Here is a 19,982-nt window from a genome sequence, read left to right as displayed (position 1 = left end):
ACAAACAATGCATATCCTGTTAAACACCCTGTACCTTATGACACCGCGCACCCTGGTGCGCTTAGATCACGAGACGGTAAAAATCGAGGTGGAAGGGCAATTAAAAATGCAGATTCCCCTGCACCACCTGGGCAGCATCGTCTGTTTTGGTGATATTACTCTTACCACACCTTTAATAATGCGGTGTGCCGAAGATAAACGCTTAATTGTCTTTCACGATCAGCATGGCCGTTTTAAAGCCCGCGTGGAAGGCCCGGTGTCAGGGAATGTTTTTCTCCGCCGTGCCCAGCATGAAGCCCTATCTGATAGTAAAAAAACAAATGCCATTGCCAGGAATATCGTCGCCGGAAAAATCCGCAACACCCGGCAGGTTGTTCTACGCGGTGCCCGGGAAGCCGATAATGAAGACGACAGGAAGGCCCTCCAGGAAACAGCCAGGGAACTGGCTCACGGGCTGGAGGCCCTGTCACGTTCCCCCGATCTGGAGCAAATTCGTGGTATCGAAGGAAATGCTGCCCGGCATTACTTCGCAACTCTTGATCGCATGGTCAGGGTTAACCGCGAAGCCTTTAAAATCACCCACCGTAACCGGCGGCCGCCCCTGGACAGGATGAACGCTTTATTATCCTTTATCTATTCCCTCCTGCTGAACGATTGTCTTAGCGCCGCCGAAGGTGTAGGGCTCGATCCTCAGGTTGGGTATCTCCACGTCCTTCGTTCGGGGCGACCGGCTTTGGCTTTGGACTTGATGGAGGAGTTTCGATCAATCCTGGCCGACCGTTTGGCCCTTACTTTAATCAACCGCCGCCAGGTAGTTGAAGGGGATTTTGTCGAACGCCCTGGAGGCGCCATGCATATTAATGACAACGCTCGGAGAGAGATTGCCATTACCTACCAAAAACGCAAGCAGGAAGAAGTACTTCATCCCGTCCTGAATAGAAAGGTGCCCCTGGGACTGGTACCCCACATCCAGGCCCGTTTACTCGCCCGTGTCCTGAGGGGGGATGCTGAGGAATATTTGCCCTTTATGTACCGGTAAATATAGCGATTAGATCTTTATAACTGCTCTATCTATAGACAACATTAATTCAATAATGACCAGCTACCCTCGATAGGGGGAAGGTCTATTTACAACCAAAAAATACTTATGGAGCATACTTCTATACCCTAAGCCGGTATTTTTCTTATGTGTGGTGTAAGGAATATGTATATCTTAATTACTTATGATGTTTCTACAGAAACAGAAGCAGGCAAAAAACGCCTGCGTAAAGTTGCCCAGGTTTGTAAAGATTTTGGCCAGCGAGTGCAAAAGTCCGTTTTTGAGTGTTCGGTCAACGAAGCCCAGTTTGAACAGTTAAAACAGCGGCTCTTGCAGTGTATTGATGAAAAAAGCGATAGCCTGCGGATTTACCGGTTACGCGAACCCCCCAAAAAATACATCCAGGAGTATGGCGTCAACCTAACGATTGATTTTGACGCTCCCCTGGTTTTGTAAACCCGCGAACATATAGCAAGGGGTAAAAGACCGGAAGGTTCGCGTTCTTTGGGAATCAAGGCCTGAAGCTAATTTTAGGGGTGAAGCATAATGGAGTATTCTAATTCAGTCATCAGGTTCGCGCAGAATAGTAATATAGGTGTTGTCTGCCAAGGGTTTTAGCGCGAACTGTTGCGCCCGGCTCCTATGCCGGGCGAGGATTGAAACATCGGGGCGAGCGGGTGCTGACGGCAGCCGAAAACGTTGCGCCCGGCTCCTATGCCGGGCGAGGATTGAAACGGCAGTGCGATAAGACGATCAGACCTGCAAAAAATGTTGCGCCCGGCTCCTATGCCGGGCGAGGATTGAAACCAGGTGTATCCCGGCACCGACTTCGCCGCCTCCCGGGTTGCGCCCGGCTCCTATGCCGGGCGAGGATTGAAACGATGGTCGGTGGGAGGTTGTCCTGCTGGTGTACTTGTTGCGCCCGGCTCCTATGCCGGGCGAGGATTGAAACGCCCTGGCAAACTCCTGCAAAGCGAAGCATATCGCGTTGCGCCCGGCTCCTATGCCGGGCGAGGATTGAAACCATCCCTCCTTGCTGCCACATCCTGGGCATGCGGCCGTTGCGCCCGGCTCCTATGCCGGGCGAGGATTGAAACTTTTTGTCCGGTATATACAAATCTGCCTTGTGTCGTTGCGCCCGGCTCCTATGCCGGGCGAGGATTGAAACAAGTACAACCACAGCGATGCGGTCATGGTGATGGCGTTGCGCCCGGCTCCTATGCCGGGCGAGGATTGAAACTTCACTGCTTTCACCTCCTACGCAATGCGACTAACGTTGCGCCCGGCTCCTATGCCGGGCGAGGATTGAAACTCTTCCTGCTTACCCGTATCCATTTACCGCGGCGAGTTGCGCCCGGCTCCTATGCCGGGCGAGGATTGAAACACCGATCTCTTCAGCCTGTTCCGGCTTGATCCCCGTTGCGCCCGGCTCCTATGCCGGGCGAGGATTGAAACTGTTACTTGGCTAACTACCGGGGTATCAGGCATAGGTTGCGCCCGGCTCCTATGCCGGGCGAGGATTGAAACCATGATAGCTGAACATGGTCAAATGATGCGGTCGCGTTGCGCCCGGCTCCTATGCCGGGCGAGGATTGAAACTTTTATTCCATCTGGCCTATCCTGGCTGCTGCCATGTTGCGCCCGGCTCCTATGCCGGGCGAGGATTGAAACACTGACTACATGAAACGCCTCGTAGGCCGGAAGCCGTTGCGCCCGGCTCCTATGCCGGGCGAGGATTGAAACAACCGCTCTGCTAGCTCCATCAGTTGCTGTACTAAGTTGCGCCCGGCTCCTATGCCGGGCGAGGATTGAAACGGCGTCAACGTCCCCCTGGAAGTGCAGCAGGCTACGTTGCGCCCGGCTCCTATGCCGGGCGAGGATTGAAACTTTTCGGCTAATGAAACTGGGCGTTATTTGTGTGGTTGCGCCCGGCTCCTATGCCGGGCGAGGATTGAAACGAGTTTAGACGGTATAACAATTACTGGTGCTAATAGTTGCGCCCGGCTCCTATGCCGGGCGAGGATTGAAACTGCAAATCCAAAACGAGCTTATTTGGAAGACCTACAGTTGCGCCCGGCTCCTATGCCGGGCGAGGATTGAAACACGAAGATAAACGGCCAGGCCGGGACGGTAGAGCGTTGCGCCCGGCTCCTATGCCGGGCGAGGATTGAAACAGGAGCTCGCCGAGCGTGAGGGTTATGTCTGCTAGTTGCGCCCGGCTCCTATGCCGGGCGAGGATTGAAACCATTATACGGCAAGAGAGGGGCCAGGAGAAAGGAGGTTGCGCCCGGCTCCTATGCCGGGCGAGGATTGAAACATCACCTCCTTAAGCCGCGAGCACTGGCTGGCGTGTTGCGCCCGGCTCCTATGCCGGGCGAGGATTGAAACAAAGTGCTTAATGAAGCAAAGGATGGGGCGCGGGAGTTGCGCCCGGCTCCTATGCCGGGCGAGGATTGAAACCGGCAATTGCAGCCCATGTTACCGCTTATGCCCGGGTTGCGCCCGGCTCCTATGCCGGGCGAGGATTGAAACACTCCTTTAAGTGCTATTTTATTTAAAATTTGCTTGTTGCGCCCGGCTCCTATGCCGGGCGAGGATTGAAACGGCCTGTTGTCATTGCCTTTAGGACAGCACTGGCGTTGCGCCCGGCTCCTATGCCGGGCGAGGATTGAAACCCCTAAGTCGCTGTCGGCCACCCCGCCGCTGCTGTTGGTTGCGCCCGGCTCCTATGCCGGGCGAGGATTGAAACCTTTAATGCACCGCTCACCGCGCCAGGGTCCGGCGTTGCGCCCGGCTCCTATGCCGGGCGAGGATTGAAACAAGCGCCCCCATGCTTTTGCCGGCCAGGATAAAGGTTGCGCCCGGCTCCTATGCCGGGCGAGGATTGAAACGGCAAATACCGGGACTGGTCTGAGGGCGAGCAGGTGTTGCGCCCGGCTCCTATGCCGGGCGAGGATTGAAACAATTTAAGAAATTTGGACGGGAAACCCGGCCTGGTTGCGCCCGGCTCCTATGCCGGGCGAGGATTGAAACCAGAACTAAACTTACGTGGAGGATACCCCCTACCCGTTGCGCCCGGCTCCTATGCCGGGCGAGGATTGAAACTAACGTATTAAATATTTTTTCGCTACATAAACCTGTTGCGCCCGGCTCCTATGCCGGGCGAGGATTGAAACTCTAATTCAGTCGGGAGAGGGTCGATGCTGATATGTTGCGCCCGGCTCCTATGCCGGGCGAGGATTGAAACCATCTTGATTACATGCACCAGCTACAGCCGGATTACGTTGCGCCCGGCTCCTATGCCGGGCGAGGATTGAAACACTTTTTCATACCCTCCTTAATAATTTCCTTCATAAGTTGCGCCCGGCTCCTATGCCGGGCGAGGATTGAAACTAAAACCCAGGTTTGGCAGCGCCTTAACCAAATGTTGCGCCCGGCTCCTATGCCGGGCGAGGATTGAAACGGGCATAGCCACCTGATCAAGCCCGGCGGTTATAGTTGCGCCCGGCTCCTATGCCGGGCGAGGATTGAAACCCGGGCGTCTACCTCGGGATCGAGTAACGCCTCGGCGTTGCGCCCGGCTCCTATGCCGGGCGAGGATTGAAACTTCCGGTTAATCTTTGCCAGGGTTCGGATTAGCCGGTTGCGCCCGGCTCCTATGCCGGGCGAGGATTGAAACCCTGCCATAGCCGACACATCTCACAAGATCCTGCAGTTGCGCCCGGCTCCTATGCCGGGCGAGGATTGAAACTGGCCAATATAGCTGAATTAAAACAGGCCCTGCTGGTTGCGCCCGGCTCCTATGCCGGGCGAGGATTGAAACGAGGTAGAGATTGCAGATACCTTTATCCGACTTGGTTGCGCCCGGCTCCTATGCCGGGCGAGGATTGAAACCACCAGAGTTCAAACATACTTTTACCTCCTCCGGGTTGCGCCCGGCTCCTATGCCGGGCGAGGATTGAAACAACCGGGTCGGGAGCACCGCCGGCGCCGGGGTTGCGTTGCGCCCGGCTCCTATGCCGGGCGAGGATTGAAACTTAGGGGCGTGTTACCTTGTTACCTGGAATTAGGGTTGCGCCCGGCTCCTATGCCGGGCGAGGATTGAAACATTTACGCCCTATGCAAGCAGCAGGACGGGATACCGTTGCGCCCGGCTCCTATGCCGGGCGAGGATTGAAACATTTACGCCCTATGCAAGCAGCAGGACGGGATACCGTTGCGCCCGGCTCCTATGCCGGGCGAGGATTGAAACATATCAGCACCACCCGCTCCTGCCAAAGAAGGGCGTGTTGCGCCCGGCTCCTATGCCGGGCGAGGATTGAAACCAGAACTAAACTTACGTGGAGGATACCCCCTACCCGTTGCGCCCGGCTCCTATGCCGGGCGAGGATTGAAACATCCTCCTTTGGGCCGGGCCGCAAGGATTAACCTGTTGCGCCCGGCTCCTATGCCGGGCGAGGATTGAAACAATCCCTATCAGGTAAGTGGTGTAGGCTTATACCTGTTGCGCCCGGCTCCTATGCCGGGCGAGGATTGAAACCATAAATTTGATGGTGTTATATATAAACTTTTGCCTGTTGCGCCCGGCTCCTATGCCGGGCGAGGATTGAAACATCCAGCGACAGCAACCTGTTCCTGCGGTCTTTTGTTGCGCCCGGCTCCTATGCCGGGCGAGGATTGAAACACCCTTATAAACCCTAACTCCTTCCGGTTCAAAACGGGTTGCGCCCGGCTCCTATGCCGGGCGAGGATTGAAACGCAGATGGTTGCGGCGCCGGAATTGCCGGCATCATGTTGCGCCCGGCTCCTATGCCGGGCGAGGATTGAAACACCTGGAACATACCACGTGGTATGCCCGCTTCCTGTTGCGCCCGGCTCCTATGCCGGGCGAGGATTGAAACCTCCCAACGGGGCCGGTAAATGATATGGGTTTTTGTTGCGCCCGGCTCCTATGCCGGGCGAGGATTGAAACCTATTTTGCGGCGAGAGCCGATTCCCCTAGATCTGTTGCGCCCGGCTCCTATGCCGGGCGAGGATTGAAACGACCCTGCTGGCAGCACCGAGGGCACGCTCCTCAAGTTGCGCCCGGCTCCTATGCCGGGCGAGGATTGAAACCCTATAGGCAATGTGTATCCATATGATGGAGGCGCGTTGCGCCCGGCTCCTATGCCGGGCGAGGATTGAAACATCTTGTATTAATCTATCGTTAATTTGCCTTACCCGTTGCGCCCGGCTCCTATGCCGGGCGAGGATTGAAACAAAAGATACGCTGCCGCCGTTGACAAAATTAACAGGGTTGCGCCCGGCTCCTATGCCGGGCGAGGATTGAAACTTTTACCTCCAGGGTTTCATGTAAGATTAAATTCGTTGCGCCCGGCTCCTATGCCGGGCGAGGATTGAAACCCCCTCGTTTTTGGTGGCGGCAGTTTAGCTTGCCGCGTTGCGCCCGGCTCCTATGCCGGGCGAGGATTGAAACGTTGATCTGGAGGCCGACAGGCGCCGCCTGCCAGGTTGCGCCCGGCTCCTATGCCGGGCGAGGATTGAAACGTTGAGGTCACCAAAATGGTCCGCAAAAACAAAACGTTGCGCCCGGCTCCTATGCCGGGCGAGGATTGAAACCTAATACAGCCAGGTTGCGTCCTGAAGTTACTGGTTGCGCCCGGCTCCTATGCCGGGCGAGGATTGAAACAAATTGGTAAACAAATAAATTACTGTCAAGATAGGTTGCGCCCGGCTCCTATGCCGGGCGAGGATTGAAACTGGCTGCAAACTACAGCCAATGCAGCCGGTAATATGTTGCGCCCGGCTCCTATGCCGGGCGAGGATTGAAACCGGGTCAACCTTCGCCAGGAACGGGGGCAGGCGGCGTTGCGCCCGGCTCCTATGCCGGGCGAGGATTGAAACAATTTTGTAACAGACCTATATCCAAATGTTAGATATGTTGCGCCCGGCTCCTATGCCGGGCGAGGATTGAAACTTCGGTCCAACGCCGCAAAAATCGCCCGTGTTTGGTTGCGCCCGGCTCCTATGCCGGGCGAGGATTGAAACTGGACAACGGGCCACGCCGGGGGAGTGGACGAACTCGTTGCGCCCGGCTCCCATGCCGGGCCGAGAAAAGAGCAACCCATTTCGCTGGATGCAAAAATTAACGATACCAAAGAAGCCGGGGGTGGGTAAGTTGATGTGGGAGAAATGAACATGATAAAAGGATTGAAACAATAATAAATCCTAAACCGGCGCAATGACAAATATAGCTTTCACTCGCGCCTCCTACCGCCACACTTCTATATGCAATCTCTCATTAGCGTCATGGCCGGCGTGCAGCACCACCCGGGCAGAAAATACCTCGCCAGTGGCATAGCGAGCGGTAAGAATGGCAGCCAGCCCGGAACGCAGGTAACCAAGCTGAGCACCCAAGGGTGAAAGGACAGCGACAGCATGGAGGGTAGTGCTTGTTTCCCATAAACGATATGACCTTTTCTTAAAAGACCTGCTCCCAATATAAACTATAAACCCCGTCACCGCCAAATCCTATCGGCCACATATGTTCACCCCCCAACTTCCCGGTGAAGGAATCACCGGGTATATGGCGAATAATGGATAATAAGGAAATTTTATAGGGGGCAAATAGTTTTGAGCCTGGTCCTCAAGAAAAATAAAAAAGCCATCAGTAACGTCGGCCGCCAGTCCCTGGCGCGCATCTACGCCATTCATCGCTGGATCGCCGCCGGCCGCTACCCTAACGTGGCCTTTATTGCCGAACGCCTGGAGGTTTCCGCGCGGACGGTAGAAAGGGATATCCAGATTCTCAGGGATTTTTTCGGAGCTCCTATCGTCTATGACAGCTGGCACAGGGGTTATCGTTACGATAAAACCTTCAGCCTGCCCCCCATCCATTTGACTGAAGGGGAACTCCTGACCCTGTACCTGGGCCAGCGGCTGTTAAGCCATTTCGGCGGTACCCCTTTTCACCAGATAATCCAGGGTGCCCTGGCCAAACTGAGGACAATGCTGCCGGAGAAATTAATGGTGGACCTGGACCTGCTGGATAAAGATATTTCCTTTGCCGTCGCGCCTTTACGCGGTGATGCTGAAAAATTGGCCGTCCTCTATGCTGACCTCTGCCGGGCCATCCAGGATAACTGCTCGGTGCAAATAACATACTATACGGCCAGCCGGGATGCCGTCACCAAACGCTTAATCGACCCCTACCACTTGCGTTTTTACCAGGGAGCCTGGTACGTCATCGCATACTGCCATTACCGCCGGGAAATACGCCTCTTTGCCCTGGACCGCATCCGGCAGTGGCAGGTGACAGGGCGCAAATTCGAAGTGGCGGCTGATTTTTCCCTGGAAGACTACCTGCAGAGCTCCCTCGGCATCGAAAGGGGGCCGCAGGTATACGAGGTCATTATTCGTTTCCACCGCGACCAGGCACGCTGGATCAAGGAACGCCAGTGGCATCCCAGCCAGGTAATGGAAGAGCTGACCGACGGGAGCCTGCTGTTAAAAATGCACCTCAGCGGTCTCCAGGAGGTAAAACGCTGGGTGCTGGGCTTCGGTAGCCAGGCGGAAGTCATGGCCCCCCCGGAGCTACGCCGGGAAGTAGCCCGGGAAGCAAAAGAACTGGCCGCACTTTACGACCATATTTAGGGGCAAGCCGTGGTAATCATATATGGGGGAGAAATGCTGCGTTATGGCGGCCAACAACTGCTGGGATAGCCAGATTAAAGGGGAGGTAGGAGAACCCGCCATTAATAGAGGCCAGGACCAGCCCGCATAGCTGCCGGCGGCAAAAAGGAGCCTTAAGTTGCACTAAGGTGCCGCTGTTTAAGGCGGCGGGACAGGTGGGGCTGCGCCCGGCCCCATGCTCTCCTGCTCCACCCATTTGCGGTGCTTGAGCATGGCCTGCAGGAGGGGGTGCCAGGAGGCGTAAGCCGGGTCCTCAGCAAGGTGTCGGAGCCTGGCGGCATAGTCGTCGCCGAAGGGTATTCCAGCCGGTAAATACCTGGTATAGGTGGCGACATCCATAAGGTGTGGCTGCAAGTCGGGGATCAAGTTGCGGCGGATGTATTCGCAAATGCGGATGCCGCCGTAGTCCAGGTCACCCCAGTGGTAGACCGGAGGCCTGGCGGCAACTGCAAGGGTTTCCCGGTAATCCTGGAGCCGGCGCAAAAAAAGCTGCACGCCGCGGTGGGGGAAGCCGCCGGTATATACTACTAAGCCGCCAGGGCCTTCAATCGCTTGACCCCGGTCCCCTTCCCTTTCCCGACTTGGTACAGCCAGCTCACTTACACTCTGGACAACCTGATAGTAACTGGTCAAATTCTCCACCAGGAGAACCCAAGGAGCGGTAACGGCCGTTATCTCCATGACCCGCACCGTATGGGCGGCCAAACCCAGGCCGCCCGGAAGTTCCCCCACATCGACGGCAGTTCCTCCCGCCCGGAAAGTAAAGGCCCCGGCCACCAGCACCATTTTGGGATTATCGGTCAGGCCGACGCTGTCCAGGTATTCAGCGTCGGTTTCATATTCCTCCGGGCCGTGGGACTTGAGCAGGGCCAGCAGCCGCTTTTTCACCCTCTGCTCGAAGGCCTTGGAATCCCCCAGAACCCGCTGGCTGAAGATGCGCTCCGGTGTGCTGTCTTCCAGTTGCGGCAGGGCCTGGAGCACCTTGACCAGTTCCCCGTAGCCTTCCGGGTCCTCCAGGTCTAGGCCGGCGGACCGCCGTTCTGCTAAAGACGCGTCCACCTCCGCCCACCACCGCCGCACCCACTCCCAGGGGTGGGTAGCCAGGGGAGCCAGGATCTGGCGCAGCCTGCTGATCCGTTCCGCCCTGGGCACCAGGCCCGCCAGCTCATAGGCACGGGGGATGGCGTCAAAGTTCAAATATACTTTTTCCACCTGGCGGCCTTCCTGGAAGCGGGGCCAGGTGACCTCCACCACGCCGGCGGACGCCAGTTCGGCCAGGGCGGCATGGATGGCTTCCCTTTTCCGGTGGTCCATCTCGTCAAAATAATCGCCGGCCAGGGGACTCTTCTTCATAGCGAACTGGGGCCGCTGTTTACCCAGTGTGCCGGTTTGAAAGGAGCGGCTCCCTTCGTATTTACTGATCAGCAAAGAGAGAATCCTGGACCGGTACTGCGCTTGCAGGTCCCTGCCCGTCCCGGACATTCCTTACACCCCCTCGCCGCGGCCGGCCGCTTTCTTCACCGTCGGTACCGCCGGCACGGCGCCACTGACCGTCCTCTCCCCCGGGCCCTTCTTCCCGACCACCGGCCGTATCGCCGCGGCCGACCGGAAGCCCACTGCCGTCCAGTTCTCCTTCGCCGGCCAGCATTTCCTGGCGGCTGATCATGTCTACAAAACAATGGAAGCCGTTGCGGTGCACCAGCAGGGTGGTATCGACTTCCGGTGCCATATGCTGCATCTTCTCGTCGGGCACGGCGGCAATGAGCTGCAGGTTCATGCGTTTGATGAGCCGGAGGCTGGTCTGGATGCGCTCCTCGTCCATTTTATTGAAGGCCTCGTCGAACACCACCAGGCGGATGGTCTTGCCCGTAGCATAGAGGTGGTTGAAGGACGCCAGGATGGCGACGTAAAAGGGCGTCTGGGTTTCGCCGCCCGATTTTTCCCGCAGCACCTGGGAGAAGGAATAGCGGTGTTCACCGCTGGTGACCACGATGTCGAAATCCAGGTAGTTGCGGTAATCGGTGAACTCCTCCAATTCCCCGGCCTCACCGCGGATGAGCTTCTCAAAGAGCTCGTGAAGAACGGCCGCCCGGTCGTCCTCGGGCAGCTCAAAAAGGGAGCCCTGCTCCATCACCCCGGGGTCCATGATCACGTCGTAAAAACGCCTGTACCTCTCGCTGGGTTTAATCTCAAAGTGGTAGCGGTCTTCGTGGAAGGGGAAGTTTTTCAGGGCGTAGTTGAGTTCGTTGAAATCCCGCCGCGCCGCTTCGATGGCCTCGCGGAGCTTAAAGATAAAGTGGGATTTAAATTCCTCTTCCGACTGCTTCAGGGCCTCGGCCAGCTTTTGCCGGTAGCGGGGGATATCTACCGTGGCGATTTCCGCCAGCAGGGGCTGGTAGGCTTCATTGTCCGGGGCTCCGGGATCGGCACTGTAAGTGTAACGCAGGTTGTACTCGTGGCGTAAGTCGCGCAGGCGCTGGAACTCCTGCTCCCGCCTGGTAATATTGCCCTTCTGGCTGTTCTCCCAGTTGACAAGCTTACCGGCCGCGGGCAGGTCCTGACCCTCCACCTCCCGCCAGCGTTCCTCGGCCCGGGGCAGGAGCTCGACAGGATACTGCTCCCGCCAGGACTGCCAGAAGGCCAGGGCTTCCTGCACCCTCGTCTCCTGCAGGTGCAGCTCCGTCTGCTTCTGGTTCAACTCGTTCTCGCGGCTTTTTTTAAATCCGCTAATTTCGGTGATCTCGTTCAACAGCTCTTTGCCGCGGCGCTCCCAGTAGTAATATTCTTCCTTTAACCGCTCCACTTCCCCCAGGTCCAGCCGCTCCAGTTCGGCGGCCAGGGCGGCCCGCTCTTCCTCTAAACGCCGGATGCGGGCGGGGAGGTCCAGCTGCTCGCTGATGCCGGCGTAAAGGGACTTCTTGTCGGCCAGGCGTTCCAGCCAGGCCGTCAGCTTTTCCCTCCTGCCTTGCAGCATATCTATCTGTTCTTTCGTCTCCGCCAGCTCCCGGCGCTTGATTTCTAACTGGCGCACAATGGCCCGGGCGCCGATATAGGGTACGGCGTAGCGGTGTTTTTCCAGCTGCCTGGCCACCAGGTTGTGATAGGACATGCAGGTCCTGGTGATGGCGGTGCGATAACGGCGCAGGTCCTGCTCGTCCCGGGCCTTCATGACCCGCCCCAGGAGGTGGTCGATGTGGGCCTGGATGACCGGGTTGCCCGTTACCATTTCCTCCGCCAGGGAACCTTTCTGCGCCGTACCCAGGTACTTCTGCTCCTTCTCCGTATCCACCAGGCCGACTCCTTCTATCTGGTGCTTCCCTTTTTCCCTCTCGTAAATGGCCAGGGCTTCGGCAAAGACCCGGGGTTCCACCAGGAGGTCGAAGCGCTGGGTGTATAAATACCCCTCCACGGCGTCCCGCCAGGTTTCATCCTTCAGGTCCATTTCTTCGCAGAAGATCCAGACCGGCGAGCGCCTGTTCAAGCGCTCTTCCAGGAGCCTTTTCAAGTTGAGGACGTGCGGGGGGTAGGGCCGCTTCTTGTTCTCCAGGTCGCGGATCTGTCCTTCCAGTTCCGCTTTTTGTTGCTGAAGCAGGGTCAGCCGGTCCTCCAGACGGCCAACGGCCCGGGCGCAGCGGCTGTGCAGGCCGGCCAGGAAAAGACCCGTATCCCGCACCGCGGCCACGGTATCCTCCCCCGGTAACCAATCAGCGTCCCCGGCCGGTATCAGCACGGCCAGCAGCTCCAGGGCCTGTCCCAGGCGCTCCTGCTCCCCCGGCTGCCACTGCCAGTATTCATCCTCTTCCATTTCCTGCAGAGCGTCTAGCAGGGCCTTCTCCCGGTCGAGGGTCTGGCGCAGGATCGCCAGCAGCCGCTCGTGCTCCTGCAAATCCTTATCTACACGGGCCAGGCCTTCCTTTAACTCCTGCTCCCGCTGCCTGGCCTGGTGCCCCTGCCACTTCTGATAGGCCTCCCTGGCCTTGTCCCCTGCTTCCTGATGCCTGGCCCGCGCCAGATCCAGCTCCCGGCTCAACCGCTCCACCTCGGCTGCCAGGAAGCGTATCTCCTCCTCCAGGCGGTCCCTCAGCTCCACCTCCCGAGCGTGCTTCAGGCCGCGGATGACGTACTCCTGGACGGCCACCGTATCCCGCAGCCGGGCAAAGGTTTCGAACTGGCGGCAGATGGCTTCCAGCTTCTCCCGGCGCTCTTCCAGGGCTTCCAGCTCCGCCCGGTAGCGCTCGTGGATTTCAAAATTCTGCCGCAGGAGGTCCAGCTGCAGCTCCTTCTCATCCAGGATATACTGGTAGACGAAATCCCGCACGTTCTGGATGGGCTTAAAGGAAAGGGCCTTGACGAAAACCGGAAAAAAGCGCTCGCTTACCTGTCCCAGACGGTTTAAAAGGGCCTTCTGATAGCCGGCCTTGCTCCGCTCGAAGATATGGCGTCCCGGCAGGTTCTGACAGTAGCGGTGAAACTCCTCCCGGTTTTTCCAGCGCTCCGCCGGGCTCCAGAAATCCAGGTCGGCCAGCTGCACCCCGGCGAGGATAAAGTATTCGTCGTCGATGGTATCGTCGCCGTAGACGTCCATCACCACGCCGACGACAAAGTTTTCCCTCTTCTGCTGGTCGTAAAACTCGGCGACGATGTAGCTGGTAAAATCCCCTTCCCGCAGGTACTTCTTGGCTTCCCCGCCGGTTTTGCCCCGCAGGTAGCTGATGAGGGAGCGCCTGGCCTCGTCGTGGGCCGCCGAATTGAAGCGGATCTGCCGCTGGTTGGCCACCAGGAGGACCTGCAGGGCGTCGATGATGGTCGACTTGCCGGCGCTGTTGCGGCCGGCGATAAGGGTCTGGCGGCCGAACTCCAGGGTCTCGTCATAAAAGTAGTGCCAGTTAATCAGCCGCAGGCGGCGCAGCCACTTCATCCGGCAGTTCCTCCTTCCCCTGTTCATAAGCAGCGATCTTCTGGTACAGCTTCTCTACCGTATCCGCCTGGACGGCGTAAAGGAGGGTGTGGAACAGGCGGAAGGCGCAGTCGTCGGACCTGATGTCGTCATCCAGGGGTTCCAGGAGTTTGTAGTGGGTGCCCAGGCGCACCAGTTCTTGCAGCCTGGTCTTATTAAAAAGGGGCAGGCGGAAGGCTTCATACTTGGCCCGGATCTCGTGGAGGGTGGTCACCGGGAACTCGCTCAAAGAAAGGCCCTGGCGCTTTTCCTGGTAGATGAGGCGCAGGACCAGGAGCCAGATGCTTTCTTCCCGGGTCAGGTTGCGCCGGCAACCGGCCTCCGGGGACAGGACGAAGAGGCACTCGTGGCGGTCGTCAAAGACGATCTCCCAGCCGAGGAAGCGGAAAAACTCCTCCAGAACCTGACGGTGGCGCCGCGCCACCAGGTAATGCTCCCGCTCCTGCTCCTTGTTTAAAAAATTTACAGCCAGCAGGCGGTTGATGACCTCCTGCAACCGCCCGGCTTCCTGCTCGCTGAGGTTTTCCCCCAGGTTAAGCACCGGATTCCCCCCTTTGCCTTTTTAAACAGCCCGCCGTTTCCTGTCCGTATCCACCCGCACTACCCGCCGGTTATAGAAGCGATAGCCACCGATGTCGAGGATCCGGTTCACGCCCTGCGGCACCAGGCGGTAGCCGGCCAGGCCGTCGTAGCCGTAGAGATAAACGTAGAGGAGATACAGGAATTCCTCCATATTGGTGGGCGCCAGTTCCTCGATGCCCATCTCCCGCCGCTCGCCCAGGCGGCCCAGGACGTAGGCGCTCACCTTTTCCCTGGTAATGGCCTGCCGCATCCGCTGCAGGTTCTGCTCCCGCAGCTGCCTTTTCAGTTCCTCGGGGACAGCCACCACCACCTGGGGCTCCGGCCGGTGGGGCGCCCGCCGCCGGCGCGGTGTATACAGGGACTGCTCGCTTAATTGATTGAGGCGCATCAGGTTGAACAGGCCGGGCAGGCAATCTTCCGCCGGCAGGTCGCCTCTCCTGATGCCCGCTGCCATCCATTCCAGGATCCGCGCCAGGTAGCGGTCGACGCCGGAGCTGTGCTGGCTTAAATAACGGGCCCGCTCAAAGGAGGCGCGCAGGTACTGGTTGTGGCGCAGGTCGATCTGGTAAAAGATCTCGTCCAGGCCGCGGTAAATCTCTTCAATGTCCATGAGGGCGCGGCGCAGCTGGTCCGCCGCTTCTTCCCTGCTGGTAAAAAACTCGTTGCGCAGGGCGTCTTCCACGGCCCGGGCCATCCATTCCGGGTCCAGGAGCCACTCCTGGACCGTGGCCAGGATCCGCTGCCGGTAACGGGAAACATGGTCCGAAGTCTTGAGGCGGTGGTAGCTGCGGTCGATGATGTGGGCCTTGTACTCTTCAAAATGGTGGTCCAGGACCTCCTGGATGGAGGCTTTGGCCACCACCTGCTCCATATGGTATTTCATATTGTTGGCCAGCACCCGCAGCTCCTCCAGGAACTCCTGGGTCATCCTCTGGGCCTCCAGGATGGCAAAACCGGGCCGCTGCCTGGCCTCCTCGCCGGAAAGGAGCTGGTAAGTAACGAAGGCAAAGCGCTGGTACTCAACGGTACGGTTCTCGCATAATTCCTGGAAAACGGCCAGCAGCCGGCTGGCGTAGCGGGGCAGGACGATGTAGCGGCGAAAATTATCCCGCACTTCCACCTGGATCCACTTCAACCTGTCCAGGCGACGCAAGAGGGCGCCGGCCTTCAGCCGGGCCAGGTCCTCGCCGGTGCCGTTAAAAAGCCCGCCGGTGGCAGGCTCCTGCTCCTCTTCCTCTTCCACCTCATAGACCAGGCCGGCCTCCTCCTGGCTCTCGATCAGTTCCTGCATCAAATCCCGCATGACCTCATACTGGATGCCAAAGCGGTTGACCCGGTACTGCTCATAAAGGAGGAGCAGGGCCTCGGCGTAAATATACCGGTTCCGGCCGCTGAAAACCTGGAACAGACGCTCCGGTATTACCTCGAAAAGTTTCATCCGGATAGCTCCCCCGGTGATATACTTTAATTTAAAACTGCTCGCCGGCAATCTTACAGGTACGCAGAGCTACCGGGCAGATGTAAACAGTTCGACATTTTGCCTAAAAAGTCCTTTTTATTTTAAGATCTTTATCACAAGGATTCCCAGGATTTGAACAACCGGCAACTTTGGCCGATTTGCTGGCGGTACTAATTAAACGTCATGGGCCAAATTTGGCCCAAAAAATATACCAGGATGGGGGCACCCTCCATCCTGATATCTGGATTATCATTAACGGCCGCCTGGTCCGTACCGACCTGACTGTACCTTTATTTAATGATGATACCGACTTTCTCACCTCACCCCTTCTGGGCGGTGGATAAGAGCTAAAAACCTTGCAGCGAGCAACCGGCTCCCTACTGCACCTAGACTACTGGCCAGGAACTATGTGCCTTTTTCTGTTTCTTGACAGGAAAAAACCTAGTTGTCATAAATAAACATAATAAAGGGGGGGCCGGGAAAAGACATATACAAGTCCCGGGTTTGCCATAGTAAGGGGGGCTGCTTGGGAAATTTGTCAAAAGTATCTTTTAGCATCTTTAAATCTGGAGGTAGAGTAAATGACACCTGAACAGCTTGCTGCCGCAAAGGCGGTTATGGTACACGGTCCAATGCTGCTTGTTATAGTAGTTCTTGCCATTCTGTTTATAATTTTTGCTACAGCCAAGTTAAAACTTCATCCACTGGCCCTTATCCTGATATTTATCATTGCAGCCATGCTCAAAACCGCCCAGGGCTCCTCGACGGTGGCCCTTGTTACCACCTCGAGCCTTATAGCACCTATGCTGCCGCAGCTCGGATTGACGTCTCCCATGGATCTTGTCCTGACGGTAATGGCAATAGGCGCCGGGGCGATGACCGTTTCCCATGTTAACGACAGTTACTTCTGGGTAGTGTCGCAGTTTTCGGGTTTGGAAGTTACTGATGCCTACAAGGCCCAGACAGCGGCCACCCTGCTGGAAGGCCTGGTAACGATTGTAACCACGATTGTGCTCTTCATGATATTCCACTGAAAGATTAAGAAACAGGACGGGAACCCGTGCCTTCGAGCACGGGCTTTTTCTATTCTCCTAGCGTCATTATAAGAACAAGCTTCTAAAAGATATTCCTCTTCCTTAAAAACTCTTGGCTTTTCCAAACACCGCCGGCCTAAATCTATTTTGGTCCATTATCTATTTTTGTTCTTTATCAGCATAATAGTTATTGCTGCTAAAAGTAACCAAAACACCACAATAACTCCCGCAGCCCACCAATTTACAGGTTTATCTTTCAGGGCCAGTTGAGCTTTCTCGCGGCACTCAAGCATGACTGACTGCGGAACCATCTTTAGAGCCAGGGTTACTCCTAAAGGGATGATAACCAACTCATCCAAATAACCCAAAATTGGGATAAAATCGGGTATAAGATCCAAGGGACTAAAAGCATATGCCACGAGGCAGGCAGTGAAAAGCTTGGCATGCCACGGCAAACGGGGATCCCGATAAGCTAGATACAAGGCGTATATATCTCCCTTTAGCTTTCTCGCCTTTTCCTTCCAAGTAACCCAAAATTCCCGTGCTTTCATTTTTCCTCAGCTCCAAAGAATGCAGCCCTCATTTGCAACAATGCTTAACTATCATAATTATTTGTTGTGTTTTATCATATTCCTCACTTCTTCCGCTCTCCCCGTTAAAAATTTTACTTGATACTCCCTCCTCCCAAAAAGGAAAAGCGCTCCCCGACGACCCAGGCCTTATGATCCTCCACCAGCCTGACCTGCCGCACCCGGTCGATGAGGCAGGTAAAATCCATCTTTAGAGGGGCAATTGCCCTGCAGAAGGCACTCCCGGCAATGTCCTTCCCGTCCCGAGCAGGTTATTCTGTGGAATACCCGGCCAAAACCGCCACGAAGGGTAGAACCTTTATAGGGAGGTAAAGTTAAACCTCCCGCCCCGGCCTCCATAACAATTTCATAAATGGCGACCTTGAAATTTTTCAGCATTAGTCTGCTCCTACCATGTTCTCGCGCGCCGCAGTACTTCCCCGGCAAAGCATCCTGTAGCCTGTCCATCTTTTACTGCCACCTGGCCGTTTACCAGGATCCAGCGTACCCCGGTGGCCAGCTGGCTGGGGTTAGCCCGGGTGGCCCGGGAGGCAATGGTTCCCGGGTCGAAGGCTACTACATCGGCTTTATAACCGGGTGCCAGGAGACCGCGGTCCTTTAACCCCATCCGCCGCGCCGGCATGGCCGTCATTTTATGAATGGCCTGCTCTAAAGAGATAACCCCTTTATCTAAAACGTACGTACGCAGAATATGGGGGTAGTTTCCGTAAGCGCGGGGGTGAACGGCCCGTCCCAGGTTGTCCAGCCCGCTGTCGCTGCCGATCATTACTGCCGGTTGCTGCAGGGCAAGGATTAAGTCTTCTTCATTAATGGAATTATTTTTGCTTCCCAGGTCCCAGCTAGAAAAAGTGTAGCCGTAGACATCGGCGGTTATGTCCAGCCCTCCCTTGCGGGCGCCATCCAGAAGGTCCATAACCCGCTTCATTTTACCCCAGTTGCGCTGGAAGGATGTCTTAATATGGGAATACTGCACCGGGACACCTGCCTCGTTCCCTATCTCTAAAGCCTCCTCCACTGCCTCCAGTACCCGGTCGCTCTCGCTGCGGATGTGGGTGGCATAAAACCCGCCGTACTGTTTTAAAACCTGGCACAGGTCAACCAGTTCCCGGGTCGTGGCCAGGGTCTGGGGCCAGTATTCCAGCCCCACCGATAGACCAAAGGCCCCCTCCTGCAGAGCCGCGGCCAGTTTTTCCTGCATAGCTGCCACTTCTCCGGCACTGGCCTGCCGCCCTTCCCTGGCAACAGCAGCCTGCCGCAGATGTTTGTACCCGGCCAGAATACCCAGGTTGACGGCCAGTTTATGAATACCTCCAAGGAAGGCGCCTACCCTGTCCACCGAAGTGCCGCAGTTGCCGCCCAGGTGGGTCGTTACGCCCTGAAGTAGCAGCATCTCCGCTCCGCCGCCGGCGGCCAGGTACTGTTCGGTGTGGGAGTGGACATCAATAAAGCCGGGACAGAGAACCAGGCCCCTGGCATCTATTTCTACCGCTCCCGGCGCGGCCTGGAAATCTCCTACAGCAGCGATTTGTTTCCCCTTAATGCCAACACTGCCGGGGTACGCTTTATCTCCTCTGCCGTCGATAATAAGGCCATTGCGGAATACAATGTCGCAGTCTACCGGCTCGGGCAAAGGGGGGCTTTGCCCCGCCAGCGTTCCCGGTTTCCCTGTCCCGTTTTTATTGCCAGCTGATATAGCCCCTGGCATCAACCCTAACCAGGACAGATAGCCCAGGGCCATCAGGGAACCAGTTCCTAATAAAAACTGGCGTCTGGATATTTGCTTGCTCATAGTAATGCAAGTATTCGACGCCAGCAGGCAAAAATCCTACCCTATTGACAATCTGTATGAGATAATTGCTAATTATGGCCAGCTTTGCTCGTAATAGATTGTGAAACGCTTTGCCGGGGTTTCCTCAACACTACATGTTCAAGGAGTATACTTCCAAGGGTTCCTACAATAACGCCGTTGCTCAATATGCCTGCCGCCCACCCCGGGATCTGCTCCCACTGCGAGTGCGGCAGGAGCATGACGCCGATGCCAGAAAGCAAGCTCAGGCCGATAATAAAATTCTCCCGTAAAGTAATCTCCTCGCGTACCATATCCCGTAAACCAATCATCGCCAGGGAGCAACCTGATACCAGCAGTACTGCTGCCGCAACAGGTTGGGGCACACTCCCGGCCAGGGCACCCAGCGGGGGAAACAACCCCATGGCTATAAATATAACACAGGAAAGTATAAAGGGCTTTGGCGATTTATTTCCCGAAAACGAGATTAAACCGGCGGATATGGCGAAAGGTATAGTGCCTATCCCGCCAAAAACGCCGGCTAAAAAATTGGCCGTACCGCTCACGGCCAGCCCAAGGAATGAAACAACGCTTCCAATTTCGAAGCTAGGTGGCCCCCACAGAAATAAGGACGGCAGGGAAAACCATGTGGTACCACCCGGCAGGATAACTTCACCTGCTAAAAAACTTAGCAGCCAGCCAAAAGCTACGCTCAATATAATGGCGCTGTTTTTAAGCAGCCCCCTGCCATGAAGGGTAAGGTAGATTACTATCAGCAGTACCAAAAGACCGATTATAAAAAGCTTTAGCCCGCCGCCGGCCAGGCCTTTGATCCCCTCCTCC

The 19,982-nt window shown here is 56.7% G+C and carries 12 protein-coding genes, 1 pseudogene and 1 CRISPR repeat array; of the genes and pseudogenes, 5 read left to right on the top strand and 8 right to left on the bottom strand.

All coding sequences use genetic code 11. The annotated features are described in order from the left end of the window. The first annotated feature begins 7 nt into the window (after positions 1 to 7). Positions 8 to 1,039 (top strand): type I-C CRISPR-associated endonuclease Cas1c, encoded by a 1,032-nt coding sequence (cas1c, locus tag MCACP_RS02440; RefSeq protein ID WP_406677817.1) that lies wholly within the window; start codon positions 8 to 10, stop codon positions 1,037 to 1,039. A gap of 165 nt (positions 1,040 to 1,204) precedes the next feature. After that, positions 1,205 to 1,495, top strand: coding sequence for a CRISPR-associated endonuclease Cas2 (cas2, locus tag MCACP_RS02435; RefSeq protein WP_406677816.1), 291 nt, complete (start codon positions 1,205 to 1,207; stop codon positions 1,493 to 1,495). A 170-nt stretch (positions 1,496 to 1,665) separates the two neighbouring features. After that, positions 1,666 to 7,087: direct repeats of the CRISPR family, unit length 37 nt; unit sequence GTTGCGCCCGGCTCCTATGCCGGGCGAGGATTGAAAC. Positions 7,088 to 7,309: 222 nt separating this feature from the next. Here the strand turns inward: cas2 and MCACP_RS02430 are convergent. Continuing rightward, positions 7,310 to 7,456, bottom strand: coding sequence for a hypothetical protein (locus MCACP_RS02430; RefSeq protein ID WP_406677815.1), 147 nt, complete (start codon positions 7,454 to 7,456; stop codon positions 7,310 to 7,312). Between the two features lie 216 nt (positions 7,457 to 7,672). Here MCACP_RS02430 and MCACP_RS02425 point away from each other — a divergent pair, with 216 nt between their 5' ends. After that, the gene (locus tag MCACP_RS02425) at positions 7,673 to 8,692 is read left to right on the top strand and encodes a helix-turn-helix transcriptional regulator (RefSeq protein ID WP_406677814.1); all 1,020 of its coding nucleotides are present in this window, start codon (positions 7,673 to 7,675) and stop codon (positions 8,690 to 8,692) included. A 177-nt stretch (positions 8,693 to 8,869) separates the two neighbouring features. Here the strand turns inward: MCACP_RS02425 and MCACP_RS02420 are convergent, their stop codons facing one another. Genes MCACP_RS02420 through MCACP_RS02405 form a run of 4 tightly spaced genes read right to left on the bottom strand, consistent with a single transcriptional unit; the run spans position 8,870 to position 15,708 of the window. Further along, entirely contained in the window at positions 8,870 to 10,213 is a 1,344-nt protein-coding gene (locus MCACP_RS02420) for a Wadjet anti-phage system protein JetD domain-containing protein (protein WP_406677813.1), read from the bottom strand. Next, positions 10,146 to 13,649: an ATP-binding protein gene (locus MCACP_RS02415; RefSeq protein ID WP_406677812.1), complete on the bottom strand. Its 3,504-nt coding sequence runs from the start codon at positions 13,647 to 13,649 to the stop codon at positions 10,146 to 10,148. Before MCACP_RS02415 ends, MCACP_RS02420 begins: the two co-directional genes overlap by 68 nt. Beyond that, positions 13,618 to 14,229, bottom strand: a complete 612-nt coding sequence (locus tag MCACP_RS02410; RefSeq protein WP_406677811.1) for a DUF4194 domain-containing protein — start codon at positions 14,227 to 14,229, stop codon at positions 13,618 to 13,620. Before MCACP_RS02410 ends, MCACP_RS02415 begins: the two co-directional genes overlap by 32 nt. A 21-nt stretch (positions 14,230 to 14,250) precedes the next feature. After that, entirely contained in the window at positions 14,251 to 15,708 is a 1,458-nt protein-coding gene (locus MCACP_RS02405) for a Wadjet anti-phage system protein JetA family protein (RefSeq protein ID WP_406677810.1), read from the bottom strand. 170 nt (positions 15,709 to 15,878) lie between these two features. Between MCACP_RS02405 and MCACP_RS02400 the strand changes: the two genes are divergently transcribed. Further along, positions 15,879 to 16,073: a hypothetical protein gene (locus tag MCACP_RS02400; RefSeq protein WP_406677809.1), complete on the top strand. Its 195-nt coding sequence runs from the start codon at positions 15,879 to 15,881 to the stop codon at positions 16,071 to 16,073. Positions 16,074 to 16,433: 360 nt separating this feature from the next. Continuing rightward, positions 16,434 to 16,763: pseudogene (locus tag MCACP_RS02395) on the top strand (GntP family permease); the annotation flags it as partial. 155 nt (positions 16,764 to 16,918) lie between these two features. Here the strand turns inward: MCACP_RS02395 and MCACP_RS02390 are convergent. The 3 genes from MCACP_RS02390 to MCACP_RS02380 form a co-directional block, all read right to left on the bottom strand. Continuing rightward, positions 16,919 to 17,314, bottom strand: coding sequence for a YkvA family protein (locus MCACP_RS02390; protein WP_406677808.1), 396 nt, complete (start codon positions 17,312 to 17,314; stop codon positions 16,919 to 16,921). A gap of 427 nt (positions 17,315 to 17,741) precedes the next feature. Next, positions 17,742 to 19,142 carry an N-acyl-D-amino-acid deacylase family protein gene (locus MCACP_RS02385; RefSeq protein ID WP_406677807.1) on the bottom strand — a complete coding sequence of 467 codons (1,401 nt, stop codon included), beginning with the start codon at positions 19,140 to 19,142 and terminating at the stop codon, positions 17,742 to 17,744. Positions 19,143 to 19,210: 68 nt separating this feature from the next. Further along, on the bottom strand, positions 19,211 to 19,924 hold the full coding sequence (locus tag MCACP_RS02380; RefSeq protein WP_406677806.1) for a purine/pyrimidine permease: 714 nt from the start codon (positions 19,922 to 19,924) through the stop codon (positions 19,211 to 19,213). Between the last annotated feature and the right edge of the window lie 58 nt (positions 19,925 to 19,982).

The sequence above is a fragment of the Neomoorella carbonis genome, from assembly GCF_045278715.1.
Lineage (GTDB): Bacteria > Bacillota > DSM-521 > Neomoorellales > Neomoorellaceae > Neomoorella > Neomoorella carbonis.
The sequence above is the reverse complement of the archived record's forward strand: the minus strand, read 5'-3'. Positions and strand labels throughout refer to the sequence as shown.